The following is a 16834-nucleotide window of genomic DNA, read 5'->3' as shown; positions in this document are numbered from 1 at the left end:
TAAAATAAGCCATCCCGCTCATTTTTTATACGTTGTTACGCGAAAAATCATGTTGTTAGAGATAAGATAGAGAAAATGACTTTCGAAAATTTAATAGCATGAAACCGACTGACCTTAATCTTATTCCTATTTTCACTGCCATCTATGAAGAGCGTAACTTGTCTCGGGCGGCGGCGCGTTTAAACATCACCCAACCTGCGGTGAGTAAAGCTCTATCAAGGCTACGTGATATCTACGATGATCCATTGTTTCATCGTTGCGTTAAAGGTGTCGAACCAACCTCGTTCGCGATGGATATTTATCCTGCTCTTCTTGCTTCAGTACAAAATTTCACTTCGACATTATCAGCCTCTAGAGAGTTTGACCCTAAAGTGTCGAATAGAGTGTTTTCTATTGCCTGTGTGTCCGTTGCAAGCTTTGAGTTGCTACCTCAAGTCATGAAACAAATCCGTGTGTCGGCGCCAAATGTTGCATTAGAAGTACATCCGCTTTTTACGGAAGACTTTGAAAGTGATCTGCGGTTACAACGCTACGATTTGATCATTGATATCACACCAAGAGCAAGAACGGTGTTAAAACTGGAAACTGTACTTATGGAGCGTTTGGTGGTGGTATGTAGCGAAGCGCATCCACGCCTGAATGATGAGATTACGGCTGAACAATTTTTTGAAGAAGAACACGTAGTGGTTTCGCAGTGGCAGAGTCGTAAGAGCTTGTTAAACGCCGATGACATTGTCGACTTGGATAAGAGAAAGATTAAGTATCGAGCCTCAGGCGTACTAGAAATGCTCCCAATTATTTGTGGTAGTGAATACATTGGTTTAATGCCTGAGTCGATGATCAACTTGTTCAATAACACCTATCATGTTAAATCTTTATCAATGCCATTTGATGAACAAATGTATGAGCTTTGTACAATCTGGCATCCTAGTCGCACAAACGACAGCGCCCATCAGTGGTTACGTTCACAGATTAAGCAAGCAGGAAAAGTCATCAACCAATAGGAAGTGCAATGAAAAAGACAATACGTGCCATCCTTAACGGAAAAAAAGCTGGGAATCCAGAGTTAAGAGATGCAATCATGAAAATGAGAGAAAAAGGCATCGACGTACAGGTGCGTGTGACGTGGGAATCTCAAGACATGCCGCGGCTAGTTAAAGAAGCGGTTGATGAAGGCATTGAACGTATTGTTGTCGCTGGTGGCGATGGGACCGTCAATGAGGCGGCTTCTGCGATTATTCAAATTGTCAAAGAAAAACGCCCTGAGTTAGCCATTATTCCCCTTGGTACCGCCAATGACTTTGCTGCCGCTATTCAAGTACCTAATTCCATTAAGGCGTCTTTATCTCTTGCTGTTGAGGGGCAGTCCGCTTTGGTCGATTGCGTCAAAGCGAACGATCGCTGCTTTATTAACGTGGCAACAGCAGGGTTTGGCGCAGAAGTTACAGCAGAAACGCCTGTTGAACTCAAAAACTTTCTTGGCGGTGGAGCTTACACGCTAACTGGTGTTGTAAAAGCACTTGGCTTTAAACCATATGACGGAACAATAACGATTGAAGGTGGTGCGTATCAGGGAGAAATGTTGCTCGGTGCGTTTTGTAATGGGCGCCTTGCTGGAGGTGGGCAAGAGTTAGCTCCAAAAGCGATGATTAATGATGGGCTGATGGATCTAACATTGGTGCGCCCATTTTTACCTCATGAGCTGCCTAAAGTAATCGACGAGATCAATAACCCGAGTGAGAAAGGAGAGTTTGTGAAGTACACAAGAGCAAGCTGGTTGGAGATAGACTTCCCGAATCCATTACCTCTTAATTTAGATGGAGAACCCTATCATTCGAGAACCATTAGATTTGATGTTCAGCCTAAGAGTATACGATTAGTCGTACCGCAAGATTGTCCTTGCTTGACTAGCTAAACGAGCGTTTTCCATGATTATTGCTTAACACAGCCACTAAAATGTGGCTGTGTTGCTTGTGTTGAGGTATCGTCAACTTCTTAACGTTTTTGAATGGTCTCAACGTCTATCTGCGTAGTTGTCCAATCTGAGTCAACCTCTCCTCGAATCATTACGGTATCTTTTGGTGTCACTTCTTGACCCATCCAATCTTCGTTGTCGATCTCTACTTCGATTTCACCAGTGTTGTCTTTGAACAAGTAAGTCTCGTTACCAAATGATTGAACAATATGCCCGGTTAGCACTACAGCGCTGTCGTCGGTTGCGTTGCGCGCCTCTTTCACCGTATTGATTGCACTGACTTCTGGACCATTAAACGCGGCGAAAGCCGAGCTTGAAAGTAGGGCAAGCATGGATGTTAACAATACTCTTTTCATTATCCTCTCCTGATATTAGAAGTAATAAGTTGTGCCTACATTAAAGGATGCAGTGTTTGCGTAGCTGTCTAGTTGGTATTTTGCGTTTGCGCCAATGGTGAGCTTTGGCAACACTTGGTATTCCGCGCCCACAGAGAACATTGCGCCTAACTCGTTGTTTTTCTCTGAGCTATGGAAAAGCGTGTTGCTTATTTCCACATCGTCATTCACGACAAGCTCATATTCTTGATGTTGAGCAACCTTGGCGTCGTATTGCGTGTAAGTTAAACCCGCTTTGAATTTTGTTGTCCATTTATCACTTAATGCATAGTTAAACACTGGTGCTAGCGAGACTTGTTTGGCTGTGATCGAGGAATCCCAATCCATTTCATGATGGTAATCTTTGCCATCAATTGTCTTGATACCAAGGTTCTTAGAACGGCCGTCATCAAGGTCAAACTGGCTGTAACCTAGCTCAATTGCCCAATTGTCATTAAACGAGTAACCGATAAAACCTGAGAAAATACCATCCTCAAGTTCTGGATTAAGTGTTACATTTTCAGCTGAAAAGTGAGGTTCCAAGTCATGGTCAGTGGTGCCTAGTCCATATTCCAGACCTACATAAGGAGCCGCAGATACCGAAACTGAGCAGGTAACAAGTAACGCAAGAAGTGTTTTGTTCATTTTATTTTGCCTCTTCAAATCAACTTAGTGAGTAGAAGCGCATTTTGTGTGAAGAAGCGTGAAGCGATCGTGAAGAAACGAAAAAATGTTTAGAAAAAAGAGCAAGGGGCGATAACCGAGGGGCGGTTTGAGTGAACAAACACCAAGCTCTTTATATAGAGTAAGTTAAGTTGCTGCGACGTAACACACCGCAAACGGGACATTAAGGCGAGTAAACTCTTTAATCCAACGCCATTGGTTGTCTTGGAGTTTATCGCCTGGCCCTTTTACTTCAATCCATTCGAACTCGTTTCCTTTAAAAGCAATCAGATCAGGCATCCCATTGCGGTAAAGCTTTAGGTCACTCAATTGTATTTTAAATAGCGCCACCAACATGCTAGTTGGGATTGTATCGAGTGCCGTTTCGAGTAGCTCTTTACTTATTAAGCTCCAATGCACAAATGGATTGCTGATACCAAACTTCTCATCGTACCTAGTTAACAACGTATGAGTATTGCCCGTTTCCAACTCATCAAACGTCGCATCTATCAAAGCTTGGCGTTTGGTAACAAAATCAGAATGGTACAAATCCAGAGGACGATGTTGATAGGCATTGATGAATGCGCCTTCGATGGGAGCGAAAATCGCATCCCAAAAAGTGAGACCAAGTAATGCATTAAGCAGTGCATTTTCGGCGTAAAATACAGTCCAGCCTAAGGACTCAAAATACGCTTTGCTGGCGAGTTCGACTCGCTGTTGAGATAAATCCAGTTCAAGGCGGTATTCCGTACAGGTTGGCTTCGTCACTCTTGGCACTTTCTCGCCTTGTTTTCGTTTTAACCGTTGCTCAAGTTTTTGTGCAACTTCGAGCTCAGACACATCGATCGGTGAGTGAAGCATATCTGTGACAATGTCACCAAATAAATCATCATGGTTTAATTTGTCATAGATACGTGCGCGTCGTTCTCGGCTCGGTGTGAGTTGAGTTTGCCCAAATAGAGATAGGGCGGTCTCTAGATCATTAAGCCGTTCGTAATCACGTGCTATGTCATTCAACATGTGCTCGCGTTTACGATCTACGTAACGGTGTTTAACGGGCTGAGGCATTGCCTCAATTAATAAGTCGAGATTGGCTTTGTCTTTTCGGTCAAATTGCCAGTACAGGTTGGCCAACTGGCTCAGTTCAATTAAACGGTCTATTTGCTCACGTGAATCAAAGAAACGGCGCACTTTACTCAATTGATATTGCTCGAACTGATGCAAACCTAAGTCATCAAGCACAAACTGACTTAAGTCTTGATGGGTGTTGGCAAAAAACAGAGTGAGCAACACGTCGATCATATGAGCTGAATTGAGTTTGACGATCGTAAACTCAAGCTTCTCTATACGAACAAATTCCGCATTACTCAAACGTTCGACAAGGGCGTCTTTCTTGAGTGATTTCGGCAGTTCGGGATAAAGTGTGGAGATTTCTGGTTTGGTCAGTAAATTGGCCGCTAACTCTTGATGAGAAAGGGGTGGGGAAAGGGCTACAAACTCATGCTGACTCAATTCTACCAGTGCTTCATTGATAGAAGGTATTTCTTGATAACTCAGCTTATCGCTTCGAAACCAACACCCCTTTCGGCTGTATAAACGCACCAAAAGGCACTGGGCGTGTTTGCTCAAAGAATCAAACGAGCAAAGCCATGCGTGTTCTTCCTTGGTCAGTAAATCGCTGTACCAAGTTACTGCGTGATGAGTCAGCTTGAAGAAGTTCTCTAGATAGTAGTCTGGTGCAAATTCGATAGGGCTTTCCATAAACGACCGATAACAAAAAAGGCTTAACCCATAGGTTAAGCCTTTTTGCTATCAAATCAATTCGCAATTATGCGTTTTTTAGCTGTGCTACTTTCGCTTCAGACAATGGCTTAGTGATGAACGCTAGTACGATACATACTGCCATCATTGCTGAAGAAATTGTGTAAGCCAAGGTGTAGCCGTCGCCATTTGTCATCGAGAAACCAACAACCGCTGCGCCGATTGCACCACCGATACCCCATGCTGTGTAAAGCACACCGTAGTTAGTGCCGTAGTTTTTCAGACCGTAGAACTCAGCCGTTAGAGTAGGGAATACCGCTAGAAGTGTGCCGTAACCTACCGCTGCGATTGCTGTACCGATGATCAGTGTAAACTCAGAGTCGAACGTCGCGAACAGCACCATGTTTACGCCTTGTAGAACGAACGCGAGTAGAAGCGTACGAACACCGCCGATTTTATCTGCAAGCATACCCGCGGCAACACGACCGCCAGAGTTGAATACAGCAAGAATAGACGCTAGGTAAACCGCGTTTGGCAAGTTTGCTTGAACGCTTGCGATTGTCGTGATGTTACCAATGATCATTAGACCAACAGAAGCTGCAAACGCGTACATGATCCATAGAGAGTAGAACTGTGGCGTTTTCAACATTGCTTTCCAAGTTAAGTCATCTGACTTTTTCACCGCTTTAGGTGCTTGGCCTTCTTTTACTTTAGGCTCAGCAGGTGTGTAGTCTGCTGGTGGGTTGTTGATGGTTGCTGCAAGAGGAACTGCAATCGCTAGGATACCAACACCAAGAACCATAAAGCTAGTTTGAATGCCCATGCTGTCTATTAGCGCAGAAGTTACTGGCGCAAGGTAAATAGCCGCTAGACCGAAACCTGCCGCAATAATGCCGTTAACCATACCTTTCTTCGAAGCGTGGAACCACTTCATCGCAGAAGGTGATAGGCATGCGTAACCAAAACCGATACCTGCACCTGTGATCACACCGAATGTAATGTTCAACATTAGTGGAGAGTTCACAAAGCCAGAAGCGATCATGCCCAGACCTGTAAGAACAGTACCTAGGATAAGGATCATTCGAGGGCCCATGCGGTCTTGAAGAATACCTGCAATAAGAAGACAGATAGAGAAAGTGATGGTTGCAGTTGCGTAAGGTGCAGAAGCTTCTGCAGCACTCCAGCCTGATTCAGTTACCAGTGCCTTGTTGAATACACTCCAAGCATACAGGATGCCAAGACAAAGGTTGATACAGAACCCTGCTAACAGGATGCGCATAGCTTTATCAATCTTGCTCATTTTTATTCTCAGTTTTTCCTCTTATTGGCAATGCCGCAAAGAAGGTTGGTTTAAAGATGTTTTTTCTCAAAATTAGTTTGCGTTTTTCAACGTTTAACGCAATGAGCGCGGATTATAACCAATAAATATGTGATTGGAATCTCTTTTTACGGTTACTGATAAAATAATTTGCAACATTAAAAGTGGATGTGAATTCATGGTTTTGTATGTAGTAAGAACGTTGTAAAAAAGTGGCATTTTTTGTTCACTAATAACGAATGATGAGTCAAGACAGAGAGGTTTTACGCTGTTGAGTGCACAGTTCACATTTCAAATAAAAAATTTCAAAATGTTTCCATGTTAACCATCTGTAACAAAAATGGCGAATTTATCATCTGGCTGTCGTAAGTATCAGATGCAAAGGGTTTCTTAATTTTTAATTGTTAACCTTTTGTAATAATTGAAGCTGATTAGCTTTTGTGTTCATTAAGTGAGCAAAAAAGTAACTTGTAATTGCTGATTTTAGGCGCAGAATATAGTGAAAAATGAGTTTTCATTTATGAAGGGATGCTTTTTAGATTTGTTGTGAGGTGACTTATGAAACTGTTCCTATTACTCATGGCTTCGGTATCCGCTGGTATCGCATCAGCAGACCACATCCATTCATTTATGTTGGGCTTATCTATTGCTTCTTTAGCGGTAGGTAGCTGTTATTTCTTCGCATTTCGCAGCTCGCGCTTTCCACAGCTTGCTTTATTCCTACTCATTTGCGGTATGCTTTCTAAGTTGACGATAGCCGTAGTCGGTGTGATGTGGGGAATGTCCGCGGAATTAATCACGTCTCCAATCGTATTCGCACTTTCATATTTATTCTTTTCGCTTGCCGTTACCTACTTATGGTTTAGCTACAGAGAGAGCATCACTAAGATTCCTGACCGATTTAAGTCAGCGTAAATCATCACATTAGAATAAAAAAACGCCAGCACATTTGCTGGCGTTTTTAATTAAACGTAATTTTGTTCGGATATTGCTTTTAGTTTGATCGTGGCAATACCGTTAGGCACTCATTGGAACAAGCACCATAGTACCAATAATCACCGTGATAAGGCCTGCTAGAACTGGAACGGATGTGCGTTTTACAACCTCAAACGGGCTGATGTTTGCCATACCTGATGTCGCAACGATTACGCCAGATACTGGTGAGATAGTACGGCCTAGGTTTGATGCTTGAAGCATCGGGATAATTAGGAACGCAGGGTTTAATCCCATTTTAGCAGCTAAAGATGGTGCTAACTCCACGAACGCATAGAAAGGCGCGTTGCCCGAACCCGTTGCAATTGCTGCTGCAACTGTCAATGCAGTTAGAATAAGCATTAAAGCAACGCCGCCTGCACCAGCATTGTCTGCGAGATGAAGTAGGTTATCGATAGCGCCGATAGACATCAGACCTTGTGCAAAAACCCCTGCGGCAACCAAAAGCATCACAACGCCTTTAAACGCGTCAGCCATGCCCGCGTAACAAGAATCTAAATCTTCTAGTGATTTCTTACCATCGAACTTATTTACAACATAATGGATCAGAGCTCCAAGGAAAATCGAACCAACCACAATAGTGTAGATGTCTAGACTAAGTCCTGGAATGGTACGACCGTTGAATAGGAAAACGCCGATGATAGGTAGAAATGGAAGAGCTGCATAAAACGCTGGTGCGTCAGCTTTGATCTCTGATACATCAATTTTTTCCATTGGCGTATTTTCTTTCTTATCTAAGTATTTGTTCCAGAAGAACGCTGCCGCTGCCATGACGATGATTGCGCAAATAGAAACAGGCAACACAGTTTGTACCGCAAACACATCAAGCTCTAAACCAGACTTTTCTGCTGCGATAACAACATCACCAGAAGTAGGAGAAAGGATGATTGCCGCTGGAGAGGCACACACTGCAACGGCTGCTGGACGAGAAATGCCCATCGCGACCATCATTGGGAATAGTGTCGCCATTAATAGTACGCCAAGGCCTGTTGCAGAACTTACCGCAAGAGACATTAAACACGCCACAATGTAAGCCGCTACCAAAAGGACGTAAGGAGACTTGATGACAGAAAGCGGTTTAGAGAACTGTTTCACTACCACGTTGTTCGCGCCGATATGAGTCATGTATGACGCAAAACCACAAAGCAGCATGATTTGCATACCAAGACCGCCACCGCGGTATTGAAGCATGTATTTCACGTATTCAAGCGCATCTGTCACCATGTTACCAGTTGAGGTGATTTTTGACGGCAGCACGTCGTGCCCCAAAACGCCAGTCATAAGAAGTAAAGCAATACCAGCGGTCAGTAACACGCCCGCAGCTTTATAGCCTTTGACAATAAAGTAACCCACCGCAATGGTAACCACTAAGCCAATTAAGAGCTCTAACATAGGGATCTCCGAATGTTATGTGAAAAAGAAAGAAACTGTTTCAGTTTATGACAAGGAATTTACAGAATTCTTAGCTGTGGCACGAGACAAATATGGGGCTTGCATGATCTGAGACAAATAATAATTTAATAAATAATTTCGTTAGATTGTATTGTTGGAATTTGGTTTTCTAAGTGTTATGTGCTGGTTTGAAGCTATTTATAGGAAGGAAAATATGACTAGGAAAGTGAATGAATAAAGAGTGAATTGATTCACAATAGGAAAAAGACTTTACTCAGTAAGCAATTATTGGAAAACACTCTTCACAACAAAAAAGCTTCGCCGAAGCGAAGCTAAGTAATCGTAAGAATGAGGATAAACTATGCGTATCGACGAACCATAAGGTTCCAACTACGCTGCTGCCGTTCGAACTCTGCTTTAATTTGCTGGTACTTCATTTTCGTTACAGAACATTCGTATTTTTTTACCACACTGGCAGTTTTGGCACCGAGTACTTCTTTGCGCATCTCGTAGTATTCCTGCATGTGATGAACTAAAGTATCAAACTCGTGCTGTAGCTGATCGAGGATTGTTTGCGTGTTCGGTTTCGATTCTAGCTTTTCTCTTGCTTTCTTCAAAAGTTGACTCGCACGGGCTTTTTCAATTCTAAATGTAGGCGTTGTGCGCAACTTAGATGTGAGTCCTAGCCAAGAACATGACTTTATCAACCACTTCGTTGGGTCGTAATGCCACCAATACACGCCATTGCGATAGTCATTCTCGAAAATATGATGGAAATTATGGTAACCCTCTCCAAATGTGAAAAAGGCGAGTACACCATTATCGCGAGCAGTGTTTTTGTCTGTGAAAGTTTGCTTACCCCAAATATGTGCGAGGGAGTTAATGAAAAAAGTCGTATGGTGACTCATAAAGAGTCGAGCCGCACCAACGACCAATAACATCCCCCAGATATCACCGTAGATCAGTCCGAGCATGACTGGGAAACCAATATTAGTCAGTAGGGCAAGTGGAACATAATACTTATGCTGCCACATGACGATTTTGTCGCGCTTTAGATCACGGCAGTTTGTATATTCGTTTTCCTTTGATTTATTGTAATCACGTAACATCCACCCAATGTGAGAATACCAAAAACCCCGCTTGGCTGAGTACGGATCTTTATCGTTATTGTCGACATGTTTGTGATGCACACGATGATCAGAAGACCAATGTAATGCACTATTTTGCAAAGAAAATGCTCCTCCAATCGCAAAAATGGCGCGCAAAATAGGATGAGCTTCGTATGTTTTGTGGCTCCAGAGACGATGATAGCCTGCTGTAATAGAAAGGTTAGTAAAACTAAATGCAATCACTCCCCAAATTAGATGTTCCCAACCCAGTCCAAAATGATATGCATACCAAGGCATTACAATAAAAGTTAGAACAAAACTGGCAGAAAATATTAATGTATTCAACCAGATAACAGGTGGTTTGTTTTGAGTCACAGGTGTATCCCTAACTTTGAGCTAACAACTGTTCGCCAGAATATCAGCGTACACATGTAAGTCAAATTAAAGTTAGACAAATGTGATGATTCCTTTGGGTGTAGATTAAGGAACTTGATGGGATATTTTGCTTTTAATTGAATAATGAGTAGTATTAAAAAATGAGCTCTGGCTTAAGGTGTATAAAATCTGCCAAGAAACAAGTGTTATAAAGGTGGAATATACCGAGACTCTATAAAGAAGCAAAAATGTAAGAAAATAGGAATACGTAATGGATTTACGATTAGCGGAATATAAGGACTACGAGCGCATTGCGCATCTTCATGCGGATAGCTGGAAGCGTCATTACCGTGGCATTCTTAGTGATAACTATCTTGAGAAAGAAGCGATTGACGACAAACTACTGATTTGGCAAACCCGTTTGACCAACCCACCATTCAATCAGCACATTGTCTTGGCGGAGGAGGGAGGTTTGCTACTTGGCTTTGTTTGTGTGTTCGGCAACCATGATTTCGAGCGTGGAACCTTTATTGACGCATTGCATGTTGATGACAGTTACCGTGGTCGTGGGATTGGTAAGCAGCTATTACTTGCTGTCGCAGAATGGCAACAGCAGTACTTTAAAGACACAGGTCTTTATTTAGAAGTTGTGTCGCAAAACATTTCTGCGATTGAATTCTATCGCCACATTGGTGGTCAAGAGGATCAAGAGCGAACTTGGCGCGCACCTGATGGCAAAGAGGTGTTAGAAAAAGTATTCCGTTGGAAGAACGCCCAGTCATTAGTTAGTGGGATTGAGGAAAACGTGATTTACTCCTAACCTAGCGTTCTAAAACATTAGATAAGAGCAGTCTCAACACTGCTCTTTTTTGTTTATGCACCCTAACGTTATGTTTTAATGAAAGCTTTCTAGAAGTTAACCCCCATGGCTTTTAGTTCGAGCTCACATTGCTGAGCATTTTCAAACTGAATAGCAGCCATGCCAACTGCTCGGGCACCTTCAACATTGTAAGGCATGTCATCAAGAAATACTGTCTCTTCGGGGTTAAGCTGATACTTTGAAAGTAGAGTTTGGTAGATCTCCGCTTGTGGTTTTAGTAATTGAACTTCAGAAGAGATGATTGCTCCATCAAACAGTGGCCAAAACTCATAGGTAGTACGAAGATGTTCCACAATTTCGTTGATGTTGTCTGTGAGCGCATATACGCCATATCCGGCTCTTTTTACTCGTTTTAACAGCTCTATACTGCCGTAAAGTAATATTTGAGTGTGTTTTACATAATAAAAGAAGCGGTCCATTTCTTCCGTCGTTACTTGGTGTTCACGTTGATAACGCTGTTTTGCTTCCCTTTCGGAGATCGTCCCTTTATTTAAATCTTTCCAGATTTGTGATGAAAATAGCATCTGAGCCATTTTCTCTGACTCTACGGAACCACCAAATGTTAAGCGAACGATTTCTACTGGAGACCAGCGTACCAACACATTACCTACATCAAAAATGACATTTTTTATCTGGACAGAATTCATAACACACCCCAAGCCAATTGTTCTTCACCACGCTATATGCGGTGAGTGCTGTTTTTGAATCGTTGGAAAGTCGTGCCAAAGGCGCGACTTAAGTTTCTTACACAAAATGAGATTAACATCCAATTGGATACAGAGCGATTATCGCAAAATTGCACTAAACTATATGCAACTTTGTTTATTTGGTTGTAAATCAAGTGTAGCTGTCTTAAAAGATTGAAACTAAAGATAAGTATTGCGAGCTGTTTACGTCATTTCGCGCTGCTTATAAATGATGATTAATATATAATTAGTTAATAATAAAACGATAAAAGTGAATCAAAATCACACTATTGTGCGTCAGGCGGAGTAAGCAAAACAGATTATATGGACTCGATACGTAAGGTTTATCAATATGCAGAACCAAACCTAACTCTCGTTGGCTGGATGGGGTTTCTTGGCTTTCCGCTGTACTACTTTGTCTGGGAGTTTGCCTTTCCACAGGCTTATGAAAATTTATCTCTTAGATTGTTTTGCTCGTTATTGTTTTTCGGCATCATTTTTAGAAACCGCTTATCATCGACTTGGAGAGATTATGTTCCTATTTACTACCAAGTGACGATAACGCTGTGCTTACCGTTTTTCTTTTTTTATATGTTACTGATGAATGACTGGTCCAATGTATGGGTTATGTCGTTTATGTCTGCAATTTTCTTACACATTTTACTGGTTCATGTTACTAGGGTCATGTTTGCTCAAACCTTTGCTGGGATAGGTTTAGCAACATTCTTCGCTTGGGTTGCAAAAGGGTTCCATCTTGACTTGACCATGGATTGGACTCATGTGCCAATCTTTCTGTTTATTTATGTCTTCGGTAATTTGTTCTATTTTCGTAACCAAGTTGAACATGAAGCGAAAGTCTCGCTGGCAAAATCATTCGGGGCAGGGATCGCACATGAAATGCGTAACCCGTTGAGTGGGCTTTGCACTTCAATAGATGTTATCCAGTCGATCTTGCCCAACATGAAAGAGGCAGGAAAAGAGCAGTACGTCATGAGTGTAGAGGATGTCACCTTATTACGTGAAGTGAGTCAGGATGCAATGAACATTATCCAATCGGGTAATGAAACCATCGATTTATTGCTAACTTCGATTGATGAAAATCGAGTTTCTCGTTCTAGCTTCAAAAAATATTCAGTTCACTCGGTCGTTGAACAGGCAATTGAAAGCTTCAGTTATAAACGTGCCACTGATCGGTTTGCCATATCGCTGGATGCGAGAAGTGAGTTTGAGTTTCTAGGTAGTGATACATTACTTAAATACGTTATGTATAACCTCTTCAAGAATGCCTTCCATCACCGTAAATCTGAAGATTTTCACATACATGTATCCATGATAAGTTCAGAACGCTTTAATCAAATTGTTGTAACCGATAATGGTGCTGGCATTGCTCCTGATGTTCTACGCAATATCTTTCAAGACTTTTACACCACTGGCAAATCAGGAAGTTATGGTTTGGGTCTACCGTTTTGTAAAAAAGTCATGCGTTCATTTGGGGGGAACATTGAGTGTCAATCTCAGTTAGGGGAGTGGTCTCAATTTACGTTAACTTTCCCACTAACGACATCTGATACCGTTACTGAAATCAAAAACGATCTGACTAAACTCAAAACCATTCTAACGGTGACTAGCCAAGATATCTTGGTGTCTAAAGTAACAGATATTAGCCGTTTTATGGGCTTTGACTCGACGATTTTAGATGCCAACCAAGTACTCAAAAAGAAAGAGTACGAGTTCGAATTCGATCTGATTTTTATCGATCTTGAGAGCTTAGATCCAAGAGCAAACCAATTGGATAGATTAGAATCTCTCTTGTCTTTCACTGAAGCACGCATAGTTTATCTTTTTGAGCATCATCCGACTCAGAGAGCACGTAAGGCTGCATATGAACCTATTTGGATCGAAACGCAAGCCTGGTTATTGAATACTAAACCAACTATTGAGCGTCTCTTATATGATTCAAGCTATGTACCGACACCAACGGCCTCGGTGACGTTAGATAATTCAAATAAGCGCACAATTATGGTCGTGGATGATAATGAATCTTTGCGTAAATTCACGGCAATGTTACTTGAAAAGCAAGGCTTTGAAGTGATTCAGAAAGAAGACGGGCAGCAGGCTCTGGATACACTAGAGCAAGAAGATGTTGATCTCATTCTGATGGATATCGAAATGCCAATTATGGATGGTGTAGAAGCGTCTAGGCGAATTCGAAGCTCGGATAAAAACTATGCGTCGGTACCTATTATTGCACATACAGGGGATAGTTCACCTGTCACGTTGGACAAAATTGGGTCTTCGGGTATGTCTGACTTCATCGTAAAACCGGCGGATAAAAATCGTTTGTTCGATAAAATCGCAAACTGGATCTAATCATTCGCGACTTGTTTTCTTGAGGCGAGTTGCTCACAACGAATAACACGAATAAAGAGCTCAGCAAAACTGTTGAGCTCTTTAGTTTTATCTACACACTAACTTACACAAACTCTAAGTCAGGGTGTGCAAATGCTTGTTGGCAGACAGTGAGTACATGATCAACTTCAGCAGCTGTCATGTCTGCATTGACTGAAAAACGGATGATGTTTTTGTTCCTTCCAGTTGCAGGGCGGCAAAACACTGCGCCGTAAACATTTCGCTCTTCGAGAAAGTCGCGGACTCGCTCAGTGTTTCTCTCGTTACCACATTCTAATGCGATAATTTGTGATTCACTGCGAATAGTAAATCCAATGCGTTTTAAACCAACGGCTAAAGACTTGGCTCTTTCAAACAGAATATCTCGCTTATCATCTGATTTTCTTATGACGTCCAGTGTTTTCTCTAGCCGAATGATCTCTTGCGGTAATACGGTAGAACTAAATATTGCAGGGTACGCCACAAATGGAAGCGTCTTCGCCAGTTTTTCTGGGCCTAAAATCGCGCCAGCACGATAAGCAAATGTCTTGGCAAGACTAACGGTAATAAAATCTACCTTATGAGTTAAGCCAAGACCCTGCAGTATCCCCGCACCTTGTGGACCGTGTGTACCTAAAGAGTGTGATTCATCTACAACCAGGCCGCAGTCAAACTCCTGTGCTATTTCGTAGATATCACGTAGAGGAGCGATGGTCCCGATAGTGCTGTAAACCGAATCCACAACAATGATCCCTGAACCGTGACGTGAAATCTGTTTTCTTAGGTGACTGGTGTTGTTATGCATGAACGGATGAATTTGTGCTCCGGCAATACGTGCGCCTTCCCACAAAGACATATGTGCAAAGAAATCAATGTACACAGGTATGTTCGGTGCACAAATAGTCTGCAATAAACCGACATTCGCAGCCCAACCAGATTGAGAAAGTAGACAACTAGGCATACCAACGAAACTGGCTAGTTGCGTTTCAAATACAGGTTTCGATTCATCGTCTTGTAAGAAAATCGCGGACATCACGACGTTGTCATCGTGCTGGGAAATCGCATCACGATGCGCGTTTTGAATCTCCTTATTATGAGACAGTGCAAGGTAATCATTGCTTTGCAGGACAACGGCATTACACGGTGGGCGTTTACCAAGAACAAGGTGTTTTTTGTTCTCATTCGGTTCGATTAGATCTTGAATATAAAAATCTAGGCGTTCCTCGATAAAGGAGGGAAGTGGTTTGCTTTGTATAGTTTCACTCATAATAAATCTCTTCTTCATATGGAAAAACGCCAGCGCTGACACTTATTCATATTGCGGATTTTGGGGAGAGTGTCACTAACCAGGTTGCATAAGTTTGCAGACCCTTGCAAACTCGACATTTGAGGGTTGGATGGTGGCTGTAACTCTATAGGGGCCCGGGGTCTAAACTAGTTTGTGCTTAAAGTTTATACGGCGATTTTGCGGTGTTTTTTCGTGCTTCATATCTGGGATTTTGGATGAGGAATATAAAGTTTGAAAAGTGAAAAAAATGGGCGCATTAGATAACAAAAAAGGCGCGAAAATCGCGCCTTGAAACATGAGTAGATAAGAGACAAGCTTATCGCTTATTACGTAAATAGCGCTTACGACGCTCTTCTTTACGCTTCGCTTTCTCTTCTTCTTTACGGGCGGTTTCAATCTCGACTTCAATCAGCTCTTGAGTGATCATTTCTGGGCGTTCTAATGTAATTTGGCCCAAAGTGCCTTGACGAAGTTCGTGCAATAAGATCTCTGATACTTTGTGCAAGTCAACACGTCCACCTGCACGTAGTGCACCGCGGCGACGACCAATTTCTTCCATGATCTCGATATCTGATTCTGGAAGCTCTTCAATTTGATAACGCTCTTTAAGTTTGTCTGCATAATGAGCTGCTAGGTATTCAATGGTATAGAATGCGACTTCGTCATATTCCATCGCTGTATCTTTTACCGCGCCAGTAGCCGCAAGGCGGAAGCCACTGTGTGGATTTTCCACTTTTGGCCATAAAATCCCTGGAGTATCAGATAATACGATGCCATTTTGCAGGTTGATACGTTGTTGACGACGTGTAACCGCGGGTTGGTTACCTGTTACAGCGATTGTTCGACCTGCGAGGGTGTTAATGATCGTCGACTTTCCAACGTTTGGGATGCCCATGATCATGGTGCGAATGTTTTTACCAATTTCTTCTCGGTGTGGGGCAAGTTTGCGGCAAAGCTCCATGATTCGATGCACTTCTTGTGGTTCAGAAGTCGTGATCGCCATTGCTTTTACATGTTGCTCTTGCTCCAAGTGCTCAATCCACAGTTGAGTTAATTCTGGATCGGCCAAATCACGTTTGTTCAAAACTTTAACGACAGGTTTGTCACCACGGATTTGAGAAATCAAAGGGTTTTCACTACTGAAAGGAATACGAGCATCCAGTACTTCGATGATCACATCCACTTGAGGGATTGCTTCTTCGATCTCTTTACGTGCTTTGTGCATGTGGCCAGGAAACCACTGGATTGAGTTATTAACCATTTGAATTTAATACCTTAATTTTTCTAATGCTCCAGCGGTTGTAAAAGTAGCAATGTGAGTCTTGAGTAATACAATACTAGAACGCATTTTCTAAAACTGTGTTTACTTCAAGCTGCTCGAAACCGCGGAGTTGAGCTTTCTTTCATGTTAATACGTCAGTTTATCATGGAATGATGATGAATCATTCAAGATGAAAGTAAAAAGCTATGGCGTGCAAACCTAAAAGCACACATCCCTTATGTATACCGACTCGCAGTGAATATCCGTCTGGGTGAGAGACCGAACGCAAACGCTGTGTAGTCAAAGGTGGATTGTGTTGTCAGATTGTTCTGACGAATTTTGGTTTTTTACTTTTATATCAGAGTGTTATT

General features: G+C 42.2%; 14 protein-coding genes. 5 read left to right on the top strand and 9 right to left on the bottom strand.

Features of this window, described 5'->3' with window-relative positions; genetic code table 11:
- The first annotated feature begins 98 nt into the window (after nt 1–98).
- Nucleotides 99–1004 (top strand): LysR family transcriptional regulator, encoded by a 906-nt coding sequence (locus R7E00_RS12165; RefSeq protein WP_262606052.1) that lies wholly within the window; start codon nt 99–101, stop codon nt 1002–1004.
- An 8-nt stretch (nt 1005–1012) separates the two neighbouring features.
- Nucleotides 1013–1915, top strand: a complete 903-nt coding sequence (yegS, locus tag R7E00_RS12160; RefSeq protein ID WP_054729303.1) for a lipid kinase YegS — start codon at nt 1013–1015, stop codon at nt 1913–1915.
- Nucleotides 1916–1995: 80 nt separating this feature from the next.
- Here yegS and R7E00_RS12155 read toward each other — a convergent pair whose 3' ends face one another.
- The 4 genes from R7E00_RS12155 to R7E00_RS12140 all read right to left on the bottom strand — a co-directional run bounded on the left by R7E00_RS12155 (nt 1996) and on the right by R7E00_RS12140 (nt 6073).
- Nucleotides 1996–2331, bottom strand: coding sequence for a YgiW/YdeI family stress tolerance OB fold protein (locus tag R7E00_RS12155; protein WP_017635355.1), 336 nt, complete (start codon nt 2329–2331; stop codon nt 1996–1998).
- Between the two features lie 15 nt (nt 2332–2346).
- Entirely contained in the window at nt 2347–2994 is a 648-nt protein-coding gene (locus R7E00_RS12150) for an AcfA family outer membrane beta-barrel protein (RefSeq protein WP_262606051.1), read from the bottom strand.
- Nucleotides 2995–3159: 165 nt separating this feature from the next.
- Nucleotides 3160–4773 (bottom strand): VRR-NUC domain-containing protein, encoded by a 1614-nt coding sequence (locus R7E00_RS12145; protein WP_262606050.1) that lies wholly within the window; start codon nt 4771–4773, stop codon nt 3160–3162.
- A gap of 67 nt (nt 4774–4840) precedes the next feature.
- Nucleotides 4841–6073 (bottom strand): OFA family MFS transporter, encoded by a 1233-nt coding sequence (locus tag R7E00_RS12140; protein ID WP_005388232.1) that lies wholly within the window; start codon nt 6071–6073, stop codon nt 4841–4843.
- Nucleotides 6074–6649: 576 nt separating this feature from the next.
- On the opposite strand from R7E00_RS12140, the gene R7E00_RS12135 reads away from it, so the two are divergent.
- Complete coding sequence (locus R7E00_RS12135; RefSeq protein ID WP_262606049.1) at nt 6650–7006, top strand: NADH:ubiquinone oxidoreductase; 357 nt, start codon at nt 6650–6652, stop codon at nt 7004–7006.
- Nucleotides 7007–7108: 102 nt separating this feature from the next.
- Here R7E00_RS12135 and dcuC read toward each other — a convergent pair whose 3' ends face one another.
- Together dcuC and R7E00_RS12125 are read right to left on the bottom strand one after the other, a co-directional pair.
- A complete protein-coding gene (dcuC, locus tag R7E00_RS12130) occupies nt 7109–8476 on the bottom strand; it encodes an anaerobic C4-dicarboxylate transporter DcuC (protein ID WP_005376528.1) in 1368 nt (455 codons plus the stop codon).
- Nucleotides 8477–8835: 359 nt separating this feature from the next.
- On the bottom strand, nt 8836–9960 hold the full coding sequence (locus tag R7E00_RS12125; protein WP_017821552.1) for an acyl-CoA desaturase: 1125 nt from the start codon (nt 9958–9960) through the stop codon (nt 8836–8838).
- A gap of 271 nt (nt 9961–10231) precedes the next feature.
- Between R7E00_RS12125 and R7E00_RS12120 the strand changes: the two genes are divergently transcribed.
- Nucleotides 10232–10780 (top strand): GNAT family N-acetyltransferase, encoded by a 549-nt coding sequence (locus R7E00_RS12120; protein WP_005376525.1) that lies wholly within the window; start codon nt 10232–10234, stop codon nt 10778–10780.
- 89 nt (nt 10781–10869) lie between these two features.
- On the opposite strand, the gene R7E00_RS12115 is transcribed toward R7E00_RS12120, so the two are convergent.
- Entirely contained in the window at nt 10870–11487 is a 618-nt protein-coding gene (locus tag R7E00_RS12115) for an HAD family hydrolase (protein WP_017635351.1), read from the bottom strand.
- Nucleotides 11488–11850: 363 nt separating this feature from the next.
- Here R7E00_RS12115 and R7E00_RS12110 point away from each other — a divergent pair, with 363 nt between their 5' ends.
- Entirely contained in the window at nt 11851–13896 is a 2046-nt protein-coding gene (locus tag R7E00_RS12110; RefSeq protein ID WP_065275248.1) for a response regulator, read from the top strand.
- A gap of 103 nt (nt 13897–13999) precedes the next feature.
- Here R7E00_RS12110 and cqsA read toward each other — a convergent pair whose 3' ends face one another.
- Both cqsA and ylqF read right to left on the bottom strand, forming a co-directional pair.
- Nucleotides 14000–15181 (bottom strand): alpha-hydroxyketone-type quorum-sensing autoinducer synthase, encoded by a 1182-nt coding sequence (gene cqsA, locus R7E00_RS12105; RefSeq protein WP_017635350.1) that lies wholly within the window; start codon nt 15179–15181, stop codon nt 14000–14002.
- Nucleotides 15182–15518: 337 nt separating this feature from the next.
- Nucleotides 15519–16463, bottom strand: a complete 945-nt coding sequence (gene ylqF / locus R7E00_RS12100) for a ribosome biogenesis GTPase YlqF (RefSeq protein ID WP_005376521.1) — start codon at nt 16461–16463, stop codon at nt 15519–15521.
- Between the last annotated feature and the right edge of the window lie 371 nt (nt 16464–16834).

Source organism: Vibrio sp. Vb1755, from assembly GCF_033338635.1.
GTDB classification, from domain to species: Bacteria; Pseudomonadota; Gammaproteobacteria; order Enterobacterales; family Vibrionaceae; genus Vibrio; species Vibrio alginolyticus.
This window is presented reverse-complemented; position numbering and strand designations above follow the sequence as displayed.

Coding starts and splice junctions, on each gene's coding strand:
- R7E00_RS12145 (WP_262606050.1), bottom strand. CDS start 4,773: ATGGAAAGCCCTATCGAATTTGCACCAGACTACTATCTAGAGAACTTC.
- yegS (WP_054729303.1), top strand. CDS start 1,013: ATGAAAAAGACAATACGTGCCATCCTTAACGGAAAAAAAGCTGGGAAT.
- R7E00_RS12115 (WP_017635351.1), bottom strand. CDS start 11,487: ATGAATTCTGTCCAGATAAAAAATGTCATTTTTGATGTAGGTAATGTG.
- R7E00_RS12155 (WP_017635355.1), bottom strand. CDS start 2,331: ATGAAAAGAGTATTGTTAACATCCATGCTTGCCCTACTTTCAAGCTCG.
- R7E00_RS12150 (WP_262606051.1), bottom strand. CDS start 2,994: ATGAACAAAACACTTCTTGCGTTACTTGTTACCTGCTCAGTTTCGGTA.
- R7E00_RS12140 (WP_005388232.1), bottom strand. CDS start 6,073: ATGAGCAAGATTGATAAAGCTATGCGCATCCTGTTAGCAGGGTTCTGT.
- R7E00_RS12165 (WP_262606052.1), top strand. CDS start 99: ATGAAACCGACTGACCTTAATCTTATTCCTATTTTCACTGCCATCTAT.
- R7E00_RS12110 (WP_065275248.1), top strand. CDS start 11,851: ATGGACTCGATACGTAAGGTTTATCAATATGCAGAACCAAACCTAACT.
- ylqF (WP_005376521.1), bottom strand. CDS start 16,463: ATGGTTAATAACTCAATCCAGTGGTTTCCTGGCCACATGCACAAAGCA.
- cqsA (WP_017635350.1), bottom strand. CDS start 15,181: ATGAGTGAAACTATACAAAGCAAACCACTTCCCTCCTTTATCGAGGAA.
- R7E00_RS12135 (WP_262606049.1), top strand. CDS start 6,650: ATGAAACTGTTCCTATTACTCATGGCTTCGGTATCCGCTGGTATCGCA.
- dcuC (WP_005376528.1), bottom strand. CDS start 8,476: ATGTTAGAGCTCTTAATTGGCTTAGTGGTTACCATTGCGGTGGGTTAC.
- R7E00_RS12120 (WP_005376525.1), top strand. CDS start 10,232: ATGGATTTACGATTAGCGGAATATAAGGACTACGAGCGCATTGCGCAT.